This window comes from Micromonospora sp. NBC_00821 (assembly GCF_036347035.1).
In the GTDB taxonomy this organism is placed as follows: Bacteria; Actinomycetota; Actinomycetes; order Mycobacteriales; family Micromonosporaceae; genus Micromonospora; species Micromonospora hortensis.
Genome location: NZ_CP108880.1, coordinates 3,624,349 through 3,642,420, shown reverse-complemented (window position 1 = coordinate 3,642,420; position 18,072 = coordinate 3,624,349). Strand labels below are relative to the sequence as shown.

The following is an 18,072-nucleotide window of genomic DNA, read 5'->3' as shown; positions in this document are numbered from 1 at the left end:
GGATCACCCGCCGCCCCGGCCCGTGTCACAGGTCGAGCAGCCGCAGCGGCACGGCGTTCGCCAGTGCCTGGTTGCCGGCGTCGTTCGGGTGGATGTGGTCCCCCGAGTCGTACGCGGGCAGCAGTTGGCTGGGCCGTGCCGGGTCGCGCAGCACCCGGTCGAAGTCGAGCAGCCCGTCGAACTCCCGACTGCCGCGCAGGTACGCGTTCACCGCCTGGCGGGTGGCCTCCTTCTGCGGCGTCCACACGCCCGGCGCGCCGTGCCCCTCGTACGGCGTCAGCGTGGCCACCAGACTGGTCAGCCCGCGCTGCTGGAGCTGCTGGTTGATCTGCCGCAGCGTGCCGATGATCGCCTCGGGTGAGTCGTTCGACATCCAGATGTCGTTGATGCCCAGGTGGGTGACGACGGTACGCACCCCGGTCTGGCCGAACACGTCCTCGTTGAGCCGGGCCGCCGCGTTCGGGCCGAGCTGGTAGTAGCCCGGGTAGTTGCCGTCGCCCGGCTCGGTGCCCTCGTGGTTGAGCCGGTTTCCGGCCAGGCTCAGGTTGAGCACGCCGGGGGTGCGCTTGTCGGGCCGGTCGGCGAGCAGCCGGTCGGAGAGCAGGTCGGGCCAGCGCCGGTTGGCGTTGACGGTGCTGCCGTTGCCGTCACCGACGGAGTCGCTGAGCACCACCAGCGCGCCAGGGCTGCCCTTGCGCTGCACGTCGACCCCGGAGAGGAAGAACCAGCAGCAGGTGGGACGGGTGGTGAACCCCGTGCCCTCGGCCACCCCGGTCAGATCCCCGGCGCCGATGAAGTTGGCCTGCTGGGACTGCCCGTGGAACGTGGTCGGGCCGGTCGGCGTCGGGAAGTGCACTGTGACCACGAGGTCGCTGTCGTCCGCGACCGGGAAGGCCAACGGGTCGCTGAGCAGCTCGGCGCCCCGGTTCATGGTCGCCGTGGTGGCACCGGTGAAGGTCAGCGGGCGTACCGAGGCGGCGTCGATGTCGGAGAGGTCGTCGGGGGTCGCGGTGTTCGGCCGGGCGACTGTGGCGCGACCGACAGAGACCGCCTGCTCGCCGTAGAGGTTGCTCAGGCGGACCCGCAGCGCCGGGCCGCCCACTGAGACGTGCACGATCATCCGGACGCTCTGGTTGTTGAGGCCGGTGTTGGTCAACCCGACCGAGTTGCCCCGGGTGACAGCGGTGGCCCAACTGCCCGCCCACTCGGCGCGGTCGGGTCGGCTGGCGGCGGTGCCGGACGGGCCGGCGCTGGCGACGACGGCAGGTGCGCCGGCGACCAACAGCGCGGCCGCGGCGGCGATGACAGGCCATCTCTTCGGGGTTGCCGTTGCCATGGAACCTCCATCGTGTGGCAGCCCAGGGCCGTCCGCTGACGGCGCCCGCCTGGACGATGGTCCAGAAACCTAGCCGCCGCCGCTGACGGGCGTCAATCAACCTGATCGACGCGATCAAATGTCCGGCGGGCCGCTCGGACCGCCCGTCGGCACGGTTCCGACCAGCCGTTTCCCGCCTAGGCTTCCAGGCGGCGGCGGTGCGGTCGCCCGAGCGCGCCACCGTCGCGTCGTCACCGGGAGCTGCCCGGGGACCGCCGCTTTCTCGGATGGGGGCTGCCGGATGACTGACGGACCCGGGCACACCACTAGCTACGTGCACAGGGTGTTGGACCTCTTCGCCGAATTCGGCGATCGGGAGGCGTTGGTCGGCGCCGATCGGCGACTCACCTACACCGAGGCCGCCGCGCGGGTCCGGGCGATGGCCGCGACGTTGACCCGGCACGGCGTACGGCCCGGGTCGGCGGTGCTGGTGACCGTCGCGAACGCGGTGGAGGGTCCACTGCTGCAACTCGCCCTGCACCTCCTCGGCTGCCGGACGATGTGGGTCGCCCCGGTGACCGCGCGCCGGGAGGTCGACGAATTCATCCGCCTGGCCCGCCCGGACGCCCTGGTCTACGACGCCCGGGACCGGGCCAGTCTGGGCCCGGGTCTGGCCGCCGCGCTGCCCGGCACACCGGTCTGCTGTCTGGGCGCGGGCGGCGCCGGCCCCGACCTCACCGCCGACAGTGACGCCGACGTGGCGGAGCTGCCGGCGTCCGTGCCGGCGCCCGAGTCGTTCCTGCAGACCAGCGGCACCACCGGCAGCCCCAAGCTGGTGCACCACCGGGAGAGCTTCTACGCCCAGATCCTCACCCTGGCCGCCGACTTCCGCGCCGCCGGGTTCCCGTTGCTGCGGCACCTGTCGCACTCGCCGATGTGGCTGGCCAGCGGGCAGATCACCACCCTGTTCAACCTGTTCACCGGCGGGGTGCTGTTCCTGCGTGACGACTGGGACCCGGTGGCCTTCGTGGACACCGTGCAACGGGAGCGGATCAACTCCACCTTCGTCACCCCGCCGATGCTCTACGAGGTGTTGGACCACCCGGCGCTGGTCGGCGCGGACTTCTCCGCCATGTTCATGTTCAACGTGGGAGCGGGGCCCGCCGCGCCCGCCAGGCTGCGCCAGGCCATCGCGCGGTTCGGCCCGGTGCTGCGCATCGTGTACGGCCTCAGCGAGGCGGTCGTGATCACCGCGCTGCCCGGGCTGACCGACGATCCGGAGCACCCGGAGCGGTTGCGCTCCTGCGGGCGGCCCTACGGCGACGTCCACATCGAGATCCGCGACGACGACGGCGCGGTGCTGCCGACCGGCCGCGACGGCGAGGTGTGGGTGCGGACCCGACTGAGCTTCGCCGGCTACCACGGTCAGCCCGAGCTGACCGCGCAGACGCTCGTCGACGGGTGGGTGCGTACCCGCGACATCGGCCACCTCGACGACGACGGCTACCTCTACCTCGTCGACCGGGCGCACGACATGATCGTCACGCATCGCCGGAACTGGGCGATCTTTTGCCGTCCCATCGAGGACGTGCTGGTCGGGCACCCCCAGGTACGGGCCGCCGCCGTGATCGGCGTGCCGGACGAGACGGTCGGCGAGGTGCCGTACGCGTACGTGGTGCTCGGGCCGGGCGCGACGGTCACCGGGGCGGAACTGATCGACCTGGTGACCGCCGAACTCAACGAGATGTGGGCGCCGGCCGCTGTGGAGTTCCTCGACCGGCTTCCGGTGAACCGGTCGATGAAGGTGGACAAGCGGGCGCTGCGCACGCGGTACGCGGCCCGTCGGGCGGCGGCGGTCGGGGCGTGACCCCCCGCCGGCAACTGGTCGTCCTGGTCAGCGCCGACCTGATCTCCAACCTGGGCACCCGCATCTCGGTGGTGACCATTCCGTGGCTGGTGCTGGTCACCACCGGCAGCCCCACCAAGATGGGCCTTGTCGCGTTCGCCGAGACCCTGCCGTACCTGCTGTCCAGCGCGTTGGGCACGCCGTGGGCGGACCGGATCGGCCTGCGCCGTACCTCGATCCTCTGCGACGCGGGCAGCGCGGTGGTGATGGTCGTCGTGGCGCTGACCCCGTGGTTGGGCTTCGTCCCGCTGGTGGCGCTCGTCGCGGTGGCCGGCGCGCTGCGGGGCATCGGGGACCGGGTGAAGCACGTGATGTTCCGCCCGGTCGCGGAGGCCGCCGGAGTGCCGCTGATCCGGCTGACCTCCGCGTACGACGGGCTCAGCCGCGTGGTGACACTGTTCGGCGCCGCAGTGGGCGGTCTGCTGATCGCCGTCTTCGGGGTGACCGAGGCGATCCTCATCGACGCGGCCAGCTTCGGGGTCTGCGCGCTGCTCATCGGTCTCCTGGTCCGCCCGCCGGCCGTCCCGACGCAACCCGCCCAACCGGAGAGTTACCTGCGCGCCCTGCGGGGTGGCTTCAGTTACCTGGGCCGGGACCGGCCGCTGCTCGGCATGCTCGCCGTCATCTCGGCCCTGAACATGGTGGCCAACGCCAGCGTGGCCGTCTACATCCCGGTCTGGGTCGCCCGGGAACTGCCCGGCCCGAGCGGTCTCGGCCTGGTGCTGGCCGCGTTCTCGGCGGGTGCGCTGCTGGGCAACCTGGTGTTCACAGCGCTCGGGCCCCGGCTTCCCCGGCGGCTGACGTTCCTGGTCGGCGCGCTGGTCGCCGGCACGCCCCGGCTGGTGGCGCTGGCGATCAGCGACGAACTGCCTGTGGTGCTCGTGGTGACGTTCCTGTCCGGAATCGGCATCGCGGCGGTCAACCCGCTGCTCGGGGTGGCGCTCTACGAGCGGGTGCCGCCGGAGTTGCAGACCCGGGTGATCGGCATCGCCGGTTCGTTGGCGTTCGTCGGGTTGCCGGTCGGCGCGCTGCTCGGCGGCTGGTCGGTGGACGCGCTGGGACTCACCCCGGCCCTCCTGATCATGGCGGCGGCGTGCCTGGTGGTCACCGCGTACCCGCTGCTGAGCAGGGCCTCCGGCCCGGAGACACCGGCCCGGCCCACCCCCGTCACCACACCCTGACCGACCCCGACCTGCCTCGCGAGGTCCTACCGCACCGCTGCCCGCTCTGCCCGACGGGCCCGGCACTCGGGGTCGTCGCGGTCGGCGTCGGCTGCCGGCCGGGTCACTCCGGGCGGCAGGCGCGTCTGCCCGTTCACGACAGCGCACTGGATGTTCCAATCCGAGAGCAGTCTCGCCCGCTCGACGTTCGCCTCGGTCAAATCGACGCCGAGCAGGTCGACGCCGAACAGGTCCGCGCCCGTCAGGTCCGCGCCCGTCAGGTCCGCGTCGGTCAGGTCGGTACTGGACAGGTCCGCGTCGGTCAGCACGGCAGAACGCAGGCTCGCCTCGACCAGGCTCGACCCGGTGAGGGTGGCGTGGTCCAGTCGCGCCCGGTCCATCTGCACGTGCTGCAGGTCCACCCCGCTGAGGTTGGCGCCGCGCACGTCCGTGCCGATCAGTTCGACGTCGGTCAGGTTGGCGCCGGCCAGGTCCGCGTCGGTCAGATCGGCGTCGGAGAGGTTCGCCCCTTCCAGATTCGCCAGAGTCAGGTCCATTCCGGCCAGGTCCATCCGGCGCAGGTCGGTGCGGGACAGGTCGACGCGGGTCAGATCCGGCCGGCCGCCGATCGAGTCACTGTCGCCCAGCGCGGCCAGAGCGGCCTGGATGTCCACCGGGGGCAGTGCCAGGGTGTCCTCGACGGCGGCCGCCCCCGCGGCCTTGTCGCGGCGGGCCGGGGTGGGAGCGGACACCCCGCCGGTGGAGTGGACACGGACGAACGCCGACAGGATCTGCACCACGGCAGGACGGTCGGCCGCGGAATCGCGCATGATCCGTCGCAGGGCGTAGATGGCACCCAGGCGCACGTCCACCTTCTCGGCGCCGGGCTGCCCCAACTGTTCGATCGACGCGGTGAAACGATCGGTGATCTGCCCCTGCGCGGTGAGGCGTCGCTGCTCACGGTCGGCCTCCTGTTGCGCACGGTTGGCGGCGTTGGTGACGTACAGCCCGACGGCGAGGACGATCACCGACAGGATGCTCCCCAGGCCGAGCAACCGTTGCCACGGGTCCGGTCTGAGTTCCAGGGGGGCGCTCGGGGCCAACTCCAGCCGGGTTGTCGACGGTCGGCGGGGGTGCAGGGCGCGCGGTGCGACGGTAGCTGGCCGAGGCCGTCCACCGCGGGTTGGGCGAACGGGGGCTGCGGTGGGGGCACCGGCACGCCAGGCGGCGCGGACGGCGGCTAGTCGAGCGCGGATGGTCGCCACGACCTCCATTTGACCCGACCTGCGCTACCCCTGCTGTCACCCTCCTCCGGACACCGCGCAAACCGCTCGCCGCCTTCCGCGCCGCGCTCGGTCTCGACGACGCCACCTGGGCCCGAGGACGAGGCTGGGCCCTGTGGAAGGCCCTGATCACCCTGGACGATGAGGACCCGGCCACGGCCGAGTGGGCCGGGCGGGTGCTCGGCGAACTCCTCGCCGAGCACAGGTGGCGCGCTGAACCCGTAGAGGCCCCGGGCCGTCAGCGGCCGGCGGCAGCCGGGGTGGCGTGTTCGGTACGGCAGCGCGGGCAGCGCAGTCGCGTCCCGGCTGCCGTGCGGGGCACCCGGAGCCGCTGACCGCAGCCGCAGGTCACCACCGGGGCCGACGCCCGTAGGTATTCGTCCCGCTCCCGGCGTGGCCACCGGCCGTGGCAGCGGACGCACCACTTCGGTGGGTAGCTGTGGTAGTGGGCCAGGCCGAACGCGCCCGCGACCATCAGCGCGGCGGGGACCAACAGGCCGAGTGGCGCGAGCAGCGCGGCCGGCACTCCACCGACGCCGTCGGAGACCAGCGCGGCGACCACGGTGAGCACGACCACCGGCACGCCGAGCAGTGTGAACCCGAAACCCCAGGCGAAGGCCAGCAGGGACGGCAGGAACATCCACATGCCGCCGGGCGCCCAGCGGCGGACCCCGTACCCGCCGCAGCGTGGGCAGTTCGGCGAGGCGCGGTGCGGCACCGACCGCAACGCCTTCGGGGCCAGCCACTGAACGAGAAGCTTGAGGATCTCCTCGACCAGTTTCGACGCGAGGGCCTGAAGGAACGAACCGAGCATGCGGTCACCTCCGTCGCCGATGGATTCCACGGTCGGCCCACCGCCCATGGTGGGCGGTGGGTGCCAACAGCCGACACCAGCGCGCCGACGCCGCGTCGTCCACGACGCCTATCCGACAGCGTCCGCGCGTTGTTCGTCGGACGTTCGGCTGCTGGCCGCGCGGGCGTCGGCCGGGGACGGCTAGCGTCGGTCGTCGTCACCGCACCTGGAGGCCGCCGCGCATGACGTCGTCACCCACCCGCCGCCGCACCGCCGAGGTCACCGCCGTACGCCGGATCGGCGACAGCGCGCCGCACAGCGCGTTCACCGACCTCGTCCGGTACGCCGGACGTTGGTTCTGCGCCTTCCGGGAGGCCCGCACCCACCTCAGCGACGACGGCGTGATCCGGGTGCTGACGTCGACCGACGGCCGGGCCTGGACCTCCGCGACGGTCATCGCGCAGGCCGGCGCCGACCTGCGTGATCCGCGCTTCGTGACGCGACCCGACGGGCGGCTGCAACTGCTGGCGGCGGCCGCCACCGGCACGGTCACCACGACGTTCCAGACGGTGACCTGGCTCTCCACCGACGGGCACACCTGGGGCGATCCGACCCCGGTGGGCGATCCGGGCGTCTGGGTGTGGCGGGCGGCCTGGCACGACGACGCGATGTACGGCGTCGGCTATGCCACCCGGGAGCCGAGGTTCGCCCGGCTCTACCGCAGCACGGACGGCGTTGACCTGCGTCCCTGGGTGCCGACGCTGTTCGAGGACGGGTACCCCAACGAGTCCGGTCTGGTCTTCACGCCGGACGGCACCGCCCTCTGCCTACTGCGGCGGGACGCGGGCAGCGCGACCGCACAACTCGGCCGGGCCGTGCCGCCGTACCGGGACTGGACCTGGACGGATCTGGGTGTCCAGGTGGGCGGGCCGACGCTGCTCCGACTGCCCGACGGGCTGCTGCTGGCCGGGGTGCGCCTGCACGACGGTGAGATCCGCACCGCGATCTGCGTCGTCGACCCGGGCCGGGGCGAGCTGACCGAGCTGGTCGCGTTGCCGTCCGGCGGTGACACCAGCTACCCCGGCCTGGTCTGGCACGACGACCTGCTGTGGGTGAGTTACTACTCGTTGCACGAGGGGCGGACCTGTGTCTACCTGGCCGAGGTCAGCCTGACCGGCTGAGCCTGGCCGGGCAGCCCGGCGGTCGGCTAGCGTGCCGGCATGCCATCGACGCCCACCGAATCGACTGACCCGTACTGTCTGCGCCCCGGGGAGGCCGCCGAACTGCTGCACGGGCACCAGTGGCGGCGGTTCGTGGCGCTCGGTGACAGCGTCGTGGAGGGCATGTGTGAGCCGACACCGGGCTACCCGGACGTGCAGTGGGTCGACCGGGTCGCCGCCGAGTTGACGGCCGTGAGCCCCGAGCTGGCGTACCGGAATCTGGGTCGACGCGGGCTGCGCGCGCACCAGGTGCGGGCCACCCAGCTCGCCCCGGCGCTGGCCTTCGCACCGGACCTGGCGCTGGTCGTCTGCGGCGGCAACAACGCCTTTCACCCGGCGTACGACGCGGAGGCGGTGGACGCCGAGCTGACCGCGATGATCACCGCGCTGCGCGACGTTGGCGCCGACGTGATCACGGTGGGCATGTTCGACGTCTCGCACAGCCCGGCGGTGCCCGAGCACCTCCGGCGCGGTCTGGGCGAGCGAATGCGCCGCCTGTCCGCCCACACGGCCACCCTCGCCGAACGCCTGAGGACGATCCACGTCCACCTGACCGACCATCCTCTGACGGCCGACCCCACCCTCTACAGCACCGACGGCCGCCACGGCAGCGCCCGCAGCGACGCCATAGCGACAGCCCAAACCCTCCGCACCCTCTCCGGCCACCGTCCCCTTCGCGACCGACGCCGTTGATCATGAAGTTGTTGCCCTCCGTGGCGGCGTGTCGTGGCAATAAGTTCATGGTCAACGATGGCCAGGCGGGCCGGGGCGCGGTCAGTCGGTGAGGAGGATTCCGGTGAGGAGGACGCCGTGGGCCAGGTTGAGGATGCCGTCGCAGCCGGGGTAGCCGACCCTCGCCAGGCCACCAGAGGCGCGCCGACCGAACAGGTATGGGGCCAGGGAGTACGGGACGTCGGCGGTGACCGTCTCACCCGTCTCGATCTGGACGAAGTCCATCGACACCCGGTCGGTCGGCAGGTACTCCTGGAGGATGGCGCCGCCCTGGTCGACGGCGGCCCGCACACCGTCGGCCCAGTCCGCCGCGCTCAACTCCGGGCCGAGCAGGACACCATGCCCGGCCGAACCGTCGGCCGGCTTCGCCACCAGCGCGGCCTGCTCGGCGATGGCCCGGTCGAGCACCGCCGCGGTCAACGGCACCGTGTACGGCACGTGCCGGCGGATCAGTGTCTGGTCGTCGGCGGGCAGCCCGTCCACGTCCTCCCACAGCCAGGCGAACGTGGTCTTGTTGCCCAGCAGCCAGGCCGCCGCCGACACGAACATCGGTAGGGTGCCGGCGGCGAGGGCCACGGTCACCGCGTCCAGGCCGGCGGTCGGGGTGACCCGGTTGGGCACGAACAACCGGAACAACGCGTCGACCGGCGCGCCGTCGACGACCAGGCGGTTGTCGGCGTCCACTGCGGCCGTGGCGACCGGGGCGATGACCAGATCGATGCCGAAGTCGCGGGCCCGTACGGCGAGGGGGTCGAGGATCCGAATGAACGTCTGCGGGTCGTCGAGGCCCGGATAGTCGCCGTCGAAGTCCATCAGCAGCGCCACCCGGGCGCCGTCGGGCAGTCGCAGCTCCTCACGGATCGCCACGAACCGCTGGTCCAACAGCGACGGCGCGGCCCGCACCGGCAGGCCGTCGAGGATGCCGTGCTCCCGATAGAGGCCCTCGTACCGCTGGATGACGGTGTCGGCGTCGAACCCGCCGCCGAGGCTGCTGTCGATGTTGTACTCGACGAACTTCGGCACCCCGGCGGAGAAGATCACGTCCGGGCGGTACGCGGCCAGCAGCGCCTCGGTCAGCGGCTCGGCCTCGTCCAGCAGCCGGGTCTCCCCCGCCGGTACGCCGAGCAGCCGGCGCAGGTCACCGGCGCTGTCGGCCCTCCGACGGCAGGCGTCGAGGATGAGCTGGGCGAGCCGGTCGCAGACCCCGTTGAGTTCCTGCCAGGCGTCGGCGGTGAGCACCGGGGGTCGGGCCAACCGCCACTGCTTGTTGTAGGTGGCCCGGCCGTGGAAGACCTGCTCCCAGGCCGCCGCCCCACTGGCCACCATGGCCCGACGGGCCGGCTCCGGAAGGTCGGCCCAGGCCCGGTCGGCAGCCGGCCACGGATAGTTCGGGTCGATCATGATCCGTCCTTCAGTGTCAGGTGGATGGCGGTGGCGAGCTGGTCCCGGCCGGGTTGGACGGCCCGGTCCAGTGCCGGGGCGAACGGCAGCACCGCCCCGTCCGGGCGGGTGACCCGGCGCGGCGGGGCGAGCAGCCGGACCCGCTCCACCACGCTCGCGATGATCTCGGCGGCCATTCCGCAGGCACGGTTGCCGTCGTCGAGCACCACGAGGCGTCCGGTGCGGGCAACCGACTCGATGAGACCGTCGATGTCGAACGGGTACAGGGTGCGCGGATCGAACACCTCCACCGAGACCTGGTCGGCCAACTCCTCGGCGACGGCGAGCGCGTCGTGCACCAGGTGCCCGATCGCGACCACTGTCACGTCGTCACCGAAGCGGTGGATCCGGCCCCGGCCCAGCGGCACCGGCGCCAGGTCGTCGACGTCGTCACGCACGTCCATCGCGCCAGCCGGCGCGAATACCACCACCGGGTCGTCGTGGCGGATCGCGGTGACCAGCAGCCCGTACGCGTCGGCCGGGGTGGCCGGCACGACAGTGACAACGCCGACGTGGGCGAAGAGGCTGTACGGGTGGTCGGAGTGCTGCCCGGCCCACCCGGTACGCGAGCCGGAGCCGGGCACCAGGTAGGTGACGGGGACACTGCACTGGCCGCCGGTCATCAGCGGGAACTTGTGCGCGTGGTTGACGATCTGCTCGAAGACCAGGAACAGCAGCGACGGGATCTGGAACTCGATCACCGGCCGCAACCCGGCCAGCGCCGCCCCGGTGGCGAAGCTGGTGAACGCCTGCTCCGACAGGGGGGTGTCACGGACCCGTTCGGTCCCGAACCGTTTGGCCAGCCCGGTGGTCACCAGCGACGCCCCGACCTGGACGTCCTCGCCGAGCAGGAACACCGCCTCGTCGCGGGCCAACTCGTCGGCGAGGGCCCGGGTGAGCGCCCGGCGGTACGACAGTCGGGGCACCTCAGCCACCTCCGGTGCGGGCGGTCAGGCCGCTGGCGTACAGGTAGGTCAACGCGTCGGCCGGGTCGGGTTCCGGGCTGCCCAGGGCGAACCGCACCGCCGCGTCGAGGGTCGACTCGACCTCGGCGTCCACTGTGGCGCGGTCGGTGTCGGTGAGGCGTTCGCCCTGGATGCGCACCGGGTCCCGGGCCCGACCACGGGTCACCTCGTCGGGTGGCCGGTAGTCGAGGCGTACCGCGTGTTCGAAGGTGTGGTGGACGTCGAAGCGGTAGGTCCGGGCCTCGATCAGCTCGGGGCCGCCGCCGGCGCGCATCCGGTCGACGGCGGTGCACGCGGCGACGCGTACCGTCTCGGGGTCCTGGCCGTCGACCCGCACGGCCGGGATGTCGAACGCGGCGGCCCGGCCGGCGATGCTGCCGGCCACCGCGCCGGCGACCGGCATGGTGGTGGCGTAGCCGTTGTTCTCGCAGACGAACAGCACCGGCACCCGCCACAGCGCGGCCAGGTTGAACGCCTCCAGCAGCATCCCCTCGTTGACCGCGCCGTCGCCGAAGAAGCTCACCCCGACGGTGTCGCGGCCCCGGCGGCGCTGCGCCCAGACCGCGCCCGTGATGATCGCCCCGGAGGCGCCGACTATCGCGTTGGCGCCGAGCACGCCGATGCTCAGGTCGGCGGCGTGCATCGAACCGCCCCGGCCGGCGTTGAGGCCGGTGACCCGGCCGCACAACTCGGCGAGCATCCGGGCCGGGTCGGCCCCACGGGCCAGGACGTGCCCGTGGCCGCGGTGGGTGCCGGCGAGCACGTCGTCGGCACCCAGGGCGGCGCAGACGCCGGCGGCGATCCCCTCCTGACCGAGGTACGGGTGGATGCCGCCGACGATCTGCCCGCCGTGGACCAGCTCCACCGCCCGTTCCTCGAACCGGCGGATCAGCCGGACCGTGCGGTAGAGCCGGACCGGGTCGGCGTCGGTCACGCCGGGCCCTTGATGGCGGCCAGGATGTCGTCCCAGAGTCGGGCCCGGGCAGCGAGGGCGGTGTTGACAGTGTCGGCGCACTCCTGCCACTTGGTGTCGTCGTCGCCGCACAGGTCGGCGAGCATCTGCATGGCCATCGGGGTGTGCTGTTCGCCGTCGACCTCGATGTGCCGCTCCAGGTAGTCGACGAACGTGTGCAGCCGGTTGCTGTGCTCGTTGACCGAGACGACCTGGGTGAACATGTCCGGGATCAGGTCCTCCCGGCCGAACGCGAAGGCCGCCGCCTGGCAGTGCACCGGAGTGGACTCGATGATCTGCCAGGTGGTCGCCGCGAACCTCGCCGACGCGGCCGGCACCCCGGCCTCGGCGAGCGCCTCGGTGACCGGTCGGCCGGCGCGCAGCAGGTCGATGAGCGCGTTCACCGCCGTGGTGTCCGCGCCCGCCTCGGCCATGCCCTGCACGTACAGCTCGAAGTGGCTGATGTAGCCGCCGCCCAGTTCGTCGCTCTCCTCGACCATGACGATGTCGTTGATGAGGCGGCGGCTGCCGGTCGGGCCGGTCGGGATCCACGGCACCGCGACGCAGGTCAGTTGCCGTTGCAGCGACTTCAGCAGGGACATGAAGTCCCAGACCGCGAAGACGTGGTGCCGCATGAAGGTGACCAACGCCTCGTGGGTGTCGAGGTTGGCGTAGAGCGGGTGCTTGACCACGGCGTCGCGCCGGTCGGTCACCGCCCGCTCCAACCGCTCGATGCCCGGGTGCGTCTTACCCCAGTCGTACCGTGACATGTCAGCCTCCCTGCTGGGCGCGGTGGCGCCAGATGACCGGGCAGTAGTCGGGGTCCGCGTAGTCCGGCCGCCCGTCGTGGGTGCGGCGGACCAGCACGTCGTGGTTGTACGCGGCGAGCGTGCCGTCGGAGAGCGCATACTCCCGCCAGGCGTTGTCGCCGTCCTGCAGGTGCAGCGAGATCGCCTGTCGGGGGCGACCGCTGACGTTGGGGCCGCTGCCGTGGTAGGTGCGGCAGTGGTGGAAGCTCACGTGTCCCTTGGGGATCACCATCGGGATCTTGCGGATCTCCGCGCCGTTGTACGCGGCGTTCTCGGCCAGCATCTCCTCCAGCTGGCTGTGGTCCCGGTCGGCGAAGTGCCGCACCACGGTGTCGTCCGCGCCGATCTCCCTCCACCGGTGCGAACCGTCGACCATCGTGATGGTGCCCATCTCCTCCCCGCAGTCGTGCAAGGGGATGAACGCGGTGAGCATCTTCTCCGACGACGAGGACGCCCAGTAGTGCTTGTCGAAGTGCCAGGGCACGATGTTGCTCGGCTCGCCGGAGATCGGCGGCTTGTAGATCAGCGTGGACTGGAAGACCCGGATCTCGTCGACCTGGGCGAGCCGAGCGGCGACAGCGCCGAGCAGCGGCTTGCGCAGGATCGCGCCGAGCCCGTCGTGCTCGTGGTGGACGTAGTCGTTGTGCCGCTGCACGGGGCCCTTGGAAGGCTCCCAGTAGGCCAGCTTCGGTGGTCGTACCGGCAGCCGCCGGTCCCGCTCCCCGTCGTAGTAGCGCTGCGTGGCGGCGGCGAGGGCGTCCACCTCATCGTCGGTGAACACCTTTTTCGACAGGTACCAGCCGTGCTCGGCGTAGTGCCGCACGTCGTCGTCGGACGGCAGCAGCGCCTGCTCCTCGGCGGTCAACGTCGGCTCGTACTCGGTCGCGGTCACTGTGCCTCCTTGGTTCGCGACTGCGGGGCTCGCAAACCCGGCTCACTCCTCGCGCTCACGCCCCCACCCCCTGTGGCGTGGCCGCCACGGCGGCCAGTTCCCGCTCCTTGGCCTCGTAGAGCGCCTTGATGTTGCCGCTGCCGAAGCCCCGCGCGCCGCGCCGCTCGATCAGCTCCAGAAAGAGCGTGCGACGCACGTGCATCGACTCGGCGAAGATCTGCAACAGCTGGCCGTCGTGGTCGGAGTCGACGAGCACACCCAGCTCGCGCAGCCGGTCCAGTGGGGCGTCGATCCGACCGACCCGCGCCTCCAGGGCGTCGTAGTAGCTGGCGGGGGTGCCGGCGAAGCGCACCCCGCGCCGGCCCAGCGCCTCGACCGCGCCGACGATGTCGTCGGTGCGCAGCCCCAGGTGCTGCACTCCCCCACCGGCGTGCTGGTCGAGGAACGCGTCGATCTGCCCGGGCCGCCGGGTGCGGTCCGGTTCGAGCAGCACCACTGTGACCCGCCCGGACGGGCTCTGCACCACCTTGGAGTTCATTCCCTGCCCGTCGACCTCGATGTGCTCCTCGAAGATCTGCGCGAAGTCGAACAGCGCCTCGAAGTGCCGGACCGTCTCGTCGAGCTGGCCCGGTGGCACGCAGACCGCCAGGTGGTCGATCTCGGCGAGCACCGGCGGGTGGCCGTCCGCCGTGGACGGCGCCGCGATGATCGCGCCGGGCAGGAACTCGCCCCCCTCGCCCCGGCGCTGCACCAGCCGGTGCCGCACGTCGGCGAAGCCGTCCACCTCGGCGATCACCACCTCGGCGTCCGCGCCGGTGCGGGTGGTCGGCGGCGTCACCCCGATCGCGCCCCGACCCACCAGCTCGGCGTACGCGGCCGACACGTCGTCGACCTCGACGGCGACGACCCCGATGCCGTCACCGTGGCGTTGCACGTACCGCGACGCCGGATGCTCGGCGCTCAGCCCGGAGGTGAGCAGCAACCGGATGTCGCCGTGGCAGAGCAGCAGCGAGCGCTGTCCCGCCAGCCCGGTCTCCGGACCACCCTGGCCACAGATCTCGAAGCCGACGGCGGTGCTGAAGTAGAAGGCCGCCTGTCGGGCGTCCCCCACATAGAGTTCGATGTGGTCGATACCACGGATGTCCATGTCCCCTGAAACCCTTCCCACCCGATTCCCCCTGTGTTGCCGACCGGGCACACCCCGCCCGGGTTGCCGCCTCGATCACCCCCTCGGCTCGGCGACGCGCGCCAGCAGCAGGCTCACGTTCTGGCCGCCGAACCCGAACGAGTTGGTGACCGCGTACTCCAGGTCGGCCTTGCGCGGCGCGCCACGGATGTGGTCCGCCGGGCAGGCCGGATCCGGATCGTCGAGGTGGTACGTCGGCGGCAGCAGCCCCCGACCGAGCGCCAACGCGGTGGCCGCCGCCTCCAGCACCCCGGACGCGCCGAGCAGGTGACCGGTGAGCGCCTTGGTGGAGCTGACCGGCACACCGCCGACGCCGAAGACGTCGGCCAGGGCGGTGGTCTCCGCGATGTCGCCGAGCTTCGTGCCGGTGCCGTGCGCGTTGACGTAGCCGACCGCCGCCGCCGGCACACCGGCGCTGCGCAGCGCCCGGCGGATGCACGCCGCCGCTCCGGTGCCGTCCGGGCGGGGGGCGGTCGGGTGGTAGGCGTCCGTCGTCGCGCCGTGGCCGGCCACCTCGGCGTACCCGGCGACGCCGCGCGCCGCGGCGTGCTCGGCGCGTTCGAGCACCAGCAGCGCGGCACCCTCGGACAGCACGAACCCGCTGCGGGAGGTGTCGAACGGGCGACTCGCCCGGCCCGGGTCGGTGCCGGCGCGCGCCAACGCCCGCGCGTTGCCGAAGGTGTCGGCGAAGGTCGGGAAGAGCGGCGCCTCGCTGGCTCCACAGATCACCACGTCGACCTCTCCGGTCGCGATGAGCCGCACCCCGTCGGCGACCGCCTGGGCACCGGAGGCGCAGGCGGTGCCGACCGACGAGCTGTAGCCCCGAATACCGTGCGCGATGGCGATCCGCGCCGCCGGCATGTTCGGCAGGATCCCGGTGAGCAGGTACGGGCTGACCGCCGCCCGACCCCGGGCCGCCCGGGCCAGCACCTGCGACTCCAGTGTGGCCATCCCGCCGACCCCACCGACGATCACACCGATCCGCTCGGGGTCGACGTCGCGGCCCACCTCGATGCCGGCGTCGGCGAGAGCGTCGGCGGCGGCGAGCAGGGCGAGGACGACGATCCGGTCCAGCACCCGGGTCTCCGGCCCGGACGCGACTGTGCGTGGGTCGATGTCGGGCAGCAGGCCCGCCACGTCCAGCGACGTGCTCGCCGGGTGCCCCTCGGGCGGGCGGGTCAGCCCGGACCGACCGGTGGTCAGCGCGTCGAAGGTTTCCTCGACACCCCGCCCGACCGGTGTGAACAGACCCATCCCCGTGATCAACGCGGTCACGAGCTGGCCTCGGTGAGGTAGCGCTCGCGCAGGACCACCTTGCGGACCTTGCCGGTCACGGTTACCGGGATGTCGGCCGAGCGCACCGGCACGACCCGGCGCAGTGTGGCGCCGACGTCCGGGCCGAGGGCGGCGCGGACCCGCTCGGTGCGGTCCTCGGCCTCGTCGGCGCCGGCGGCCAACTCCAGCAGCACGTCGGTGACGACCGCGCCGGTCTCGGCGACGATCACCACGGTGCAGTCGGTGACGTCCGGGCAGGCGGCGAGGATGCGCTCCTCGGACAGCGCGGTGTAGAAGCGCCGCCCGTCACCGGCGTCGACCGAGTCCACCGCCCGGTCCAGGTGGTAGTAGCGGCCGTCGGCGTCGGCGCGGACCAGGTCACCGGTGAGGTACCAGCCGCGCTGGCGGAAGCGGTAGGTGGTGACCGAGTCGTTCCAGTAGCCCCGGAACAGCGACGGCGAGTCGATGCCCAGGAAACCCACCTCGCCGACCGGCACCGGCTCGCCGTCGGCGTCGAGCACGGCGACAGTGGCGAACCGGTACGGGCGGCCGATGCAGCGGCCGTACCGGTCGGTGTCGGCGCGGTGGGTGATGTGGAACATCGAGTGCCCCATCTCGCTGGAGCCCAGCCCGTCGATGAAGACCGAACCGGGCACCTTCGCCACCCCGTCGCGGGTGACGGTGTCGTGCCAACCGACAGCGACGAGGCGGCGGATGTGCGGCTCGTGCGAGGCATCGCCGGTGTTGAACCACAGCCGCACCGAGTCCAGGTCGTACCCGGACAGGTCGAAGCGGGCCAGCTCCGCCCAGGTGACCGAGAAACCGAACACCCCGTCGGGGCGCCAGCGTTGGATGGCGTCCAGCACCCGCTCGCCGCCCTGCTCGGAGAGCAGGAACATCTGCGCGCGGTTGCCCAGCGCCTGGTTGACCATCAGCACAGTGGCGGTGTGCGGTGCGGGCAGCGCGTTGAGGATCCGGGTGGTGCCCTGCGCCTGCGGCATGGTGAGCAGGTGCCGGGTGGCAGCGAAGAGGCTGGCGTGCGAGTGCAGCACCGCCTTGGGCACCCCGGTCGTCCCGGAGGTGTGGGTGATCACGATCGGGTCGTCCGGGTGGTGCCGGTAGTGCGTCGGGGCCGTGTCCGGGTCACCCGTGCCGGCCTGCGCGGGGGTGCCGAGCACTGGTACCCCCAGGTCGTGCCCGGCCAGCAGCGCGGTGTGCTCGCCGTCGGCCAGCACACCGACGCCCCGCAGGCGGCGGATGTACTCGGCGGCGATCTCCGGGCGGAGCTTGCCGTTCATCAGCGCCGGGATCGCCCCGAGCCGGGCCAGCGCCAGGTAACTGAGCACCATGTCGGCGGCGGCGGTGGCCCAGACCGCGACCGGGTCGCGGGGGCGTACCCCGTGTTCGTGCAGCCAGGCGGCGCGGGCGGCGACCCGCTCGTCGAGCCGCCCCAGTGTCAGTGGCGTCTCGGCGGGGTGCCCGTCGACGGCGGTGTCGAAGGTCAGGCCGGGCCCGTCCGGGTCGGCGCCGTGCGCCAGTACCCGGGCCAGGACGTTGCCCGCACCCAGCTCGGTGTCGGCGGCCAGTGCGCCGCGCAGTCCCCGTGTCCTCATTGTCGTGCTCCTCCCCCCAGTAGCACCGCGACGGCCTCGGTCGGCCCGTCGGGTGCCTGTTCGATCAGGATCAGCAACACCTCGTCGGCGTCGCCGTCATCGCGCAGCAGGTCGGCCTCGGCGACACCGTCGGTGTATGGGTCGCCGGTCGGGCAGAGGCAGACCACCGGCCCACGCAGGTCCCAGCGGGCCGCGAGGTGCCCGGCGACGCTGTTGGGCACGGACTGGAAGAAGAACAGCGGGCCGATCCGCCCGCCGGCCTCGACGGTGGCCCGTACGTGTCGGGCGCTGGCGAGATCACCGCTGGCGCTGACCAGCACGATCCCCGTCCGCACTCCGGCGGGCACTCCCGCCGACCCGTACCCCCGCCGCAGACACCGCTCGGCGACGGCCACCACCACCGGCGCGAAGTCCGAGTGCACAAACCCCGGCACCCCCGCCGCGCCACCGTCCCCACCCTCAGGCCAGAAGGCCCGAGCCCGCTCCCCGGCCCGCTCCCCCGGCGATCTTGCGGTTTCGGTCGTCGTTTCG

At 72.4% G+C, this 18,072-nt stretch carries 16 protein-coding genes; 4 read left to right on the top strand and 12 right to left on the bottom strand.

The genetic code is table 11. The features are described from left to right. Positions 1-25: 25 nt before the first annotated feature. Positions 26-1,303, bottom strand: a complete 1,278-nt coding sequence (locus OHB44_RS16695; RefSeq protein ID WP_330441241.1) for an SGNH/GDSL hydrolase family protein — start codon at positions 1,301-1,303, stop codon at positions 26-28. A 313-nt stretch (positions 1,304-1,616) separates the two neighbouring features. Between OHB44_RS16695 and OHB44_RS16690 the strand changes: the two genes are divergently transcribed. Together OHB44_RS16690 and OHB44_RS16685 are read left to right on the top strand one after the other, a co-directional pair. Continuing rightward, a complete protein-coding gene (locus OHB44_RS16690) occupies positions 1,617-3,182 on the top strand; it encodes an AMP-binding protein (protein WP_330437481.1) in 1,566 nt (521 codons plus the stop codon). Then, positions 3,179-4,402 carry an MFS transporter gene (locus OHB44_RS16685; protein ID WP_266302580.1) on the top strand — a complete coding sequence of 408 codons (1,224 nt, stop codon included), beginning with the start codon at positions 3,179-3,181 and terminating at the stop codon, positions 4,400-4,402. Before OHB44_RS16690 ends, OHB44_RS16685 begins: the two co-directional genes overlap by 4 nt. A gap of 26 nt (positions 4,403-4,428) precedes the next feature. Here OHB44_RS16685 and OHB44_RS16680 read toward each other — a convergent pair whose 3' ends face one another. Continuing rightward, the gene (locus OHB44_RS16680) at positions 4,429-5,409 is read right to left on the bottom strand and encodes a pentapeptide repeat-containing protein (RefSeq protein ID WP_330437480.1); all 981 of its coding nucleotides are present in this window, start codon (positions 5,407-5,409) and stop codon (positions 4,429-4,431) included. Between the two features lie 493 nt (positions 5,410-5,902). After that, entirely contained in the window at positions 5,903-6,478 is a 576-nt protein-coding gene (locus tag OHB44_RS16675) for a hypothetical protein (RefSeq protein ID WP_266302582.1), read from the bottom strand. A 221-nt stretch (positions 6,479-6,699) separates the two neighbouring features. Between OHB44_RS16675 and OHB44_RS16670 the strand changes: the two genes are divergently transcribed. Both OHB44_RS16670 and OHB44_RS16665 read left to right on the top strand, forming a co-directional pair. Further along, positions 6,700-7,638, top strand: coding sequence for a sialidase family protein (locus tag OHB44_RS16670; RefSeq protein WP_330437479.1), 939 nt, complete (start codon positions 6,700-6,702; stop codon positions 7,636-7,638). Positions 7,639-7,677: 39 nt separating this feature from the next. After that, positions 7,678-8,370 carry an SGNH/GDSL hydrolase family protein gene (locus OHB44_RS16665; protein ID WP_238685763.1) on the top strand — a complete coding sequence of 231 codons (693 nt, stop codon included), beginning with the start codon at positions 7,678-7,680 and terminating at the stop codon, positions 8,368-8,370. Positions 8,371-8,451: 81 nt separating this feature from the next. On the opposite strand, the gene OHB44_RS16660 is transcribed toward OHB44_RS16665, so the two are convergent. The 9 genes from OHB44_RS16660 to OHB44_RS16620 form a co-directional block, all read right to left on the bottom strand. Continuing rightward, on the bottom strand, positions 8,452-9,810 hold the full coding sequence (locus OHB44_RS16660; RefSeq protein ID WP_238685764.1) for a hypothetical protein: 1,359 nt from the start codon (positions 9,808-9,810) through the stop codon (positions 8,452-8,454). Continuing rightward, entirely contained in the window at positions 9,807-10,775 is a 969-nt protein-coding gene (locus tag OHB44_RS16655) for an alpha-ketoacid dehydrogenase subunit beta (RefSeq protein ID WP_238685765.1), read from the bottom strand. The genes OHB44_RS16660 and OHB44_RS16655 overlap by 4 nt, the downstream gene beginning before the upstream one ends. A gap of 1 nt (position 10,776) precedes the next feature. Then, the gene (locus tag OHB44_RS16650) at positions 10,777-11,748 is read right to left on the bottom strand and encodes a thiamine pyrophosphate-dependent dehydrogenase E1 component subunit alpha (RefSeq protein ID WP_330437478.1); all 972 of its coding nucleotides are present in this window, start codon (positions 11,746-11,748) and stop codon (positions 10,777-10,779) included. Continuing rightward, positions 11,745-12,536 carry a DUF3050 domain-containing protein gene (locus tag OHB44_RS16645; protein WP_330437477.1) on the bottom strand — a complete coding sequence of 264 codons (792 nt, stop codon included), beginning with the start codon at positions 12,534-12,536 and terminating at the stop codon, positions 11,745-11,747. Before OHB44_RS16645 ends, OHB44_RS16650 begins: the two co-directional genes overlap by 4 nt. A 1-nt stretch (position 12,537) precedes the next feature. Next, the gene (locus OHB44_RS16640; protein WP_330437476.1) at positions 12,538-13,467 is read right to left on the bottom strand and encodes a phytanoyl-CoA dioxygenase family protein; all 930 of its coding nucleotides are present in this window, start codon (positions 13,465-13,467) and stop codon (positions 12,538-12,540) included. Positions 13,468-13,522: 55 nt separating this feature from the next. Then, complete coding sequence (gene hppD / locus OHB44_RS16635) at positions 13,523-14,614, bottom strand: 4-hydroxyphenylpyruvate dioxygenase (protein ID WP_238685768.1); 1,092 nt, start codon at positions 14,612-14,614, stop codon at positions 13,523-13,525. 75 nt (positions 14,615-14,689) lie between these two features. Next, positions 14,690-15,928: a beta-ketoacyl-[acyl-carrier-protein] synthase family protein gene (locus tag OHB44_RS16630; RefSeq protein ID WP_238685769.1), complete on the bottom strand. Its 1,239-nt coding sequence runs from the start codon at positions 15,926-15,928 to the stop codon at positions 14,690-14,692. Then, positions 15,925-17,541 carry a class I adenylate-forming enzyme family protein gene (locus OHB44_RS16625; protein ID WP_266302589.1) on the bottom strand — a complete coding sequence of 539 codons (1,617 nt, stop codon included), beginning with the start codon at positions 17,539-17,541 and terminating at the stop codon, positions 15,925-15,927. The genes OHB44_RS16630 and OHB44_RS16625 overlap by 4 nt, the downstream gene beginning before the upstream one ends. After that, positions 17,538-17,975, bottom strand: a complete 438-nt coding sequence (locus OHB44_RS16620) for a beta-ketoacyl synthase chain length factor (protein ID WP_238685771.1) — start codon at positions 17,973-17,975, stop codon at positions 17,538-17,540. The genes OHB44_RS16625 and OHB44_RS16620 overlap by 4 nt, the downstream gene beginning before the upstream one ends. Positions 17,976-18,072 lie beyond the last annotated feature (97 nt).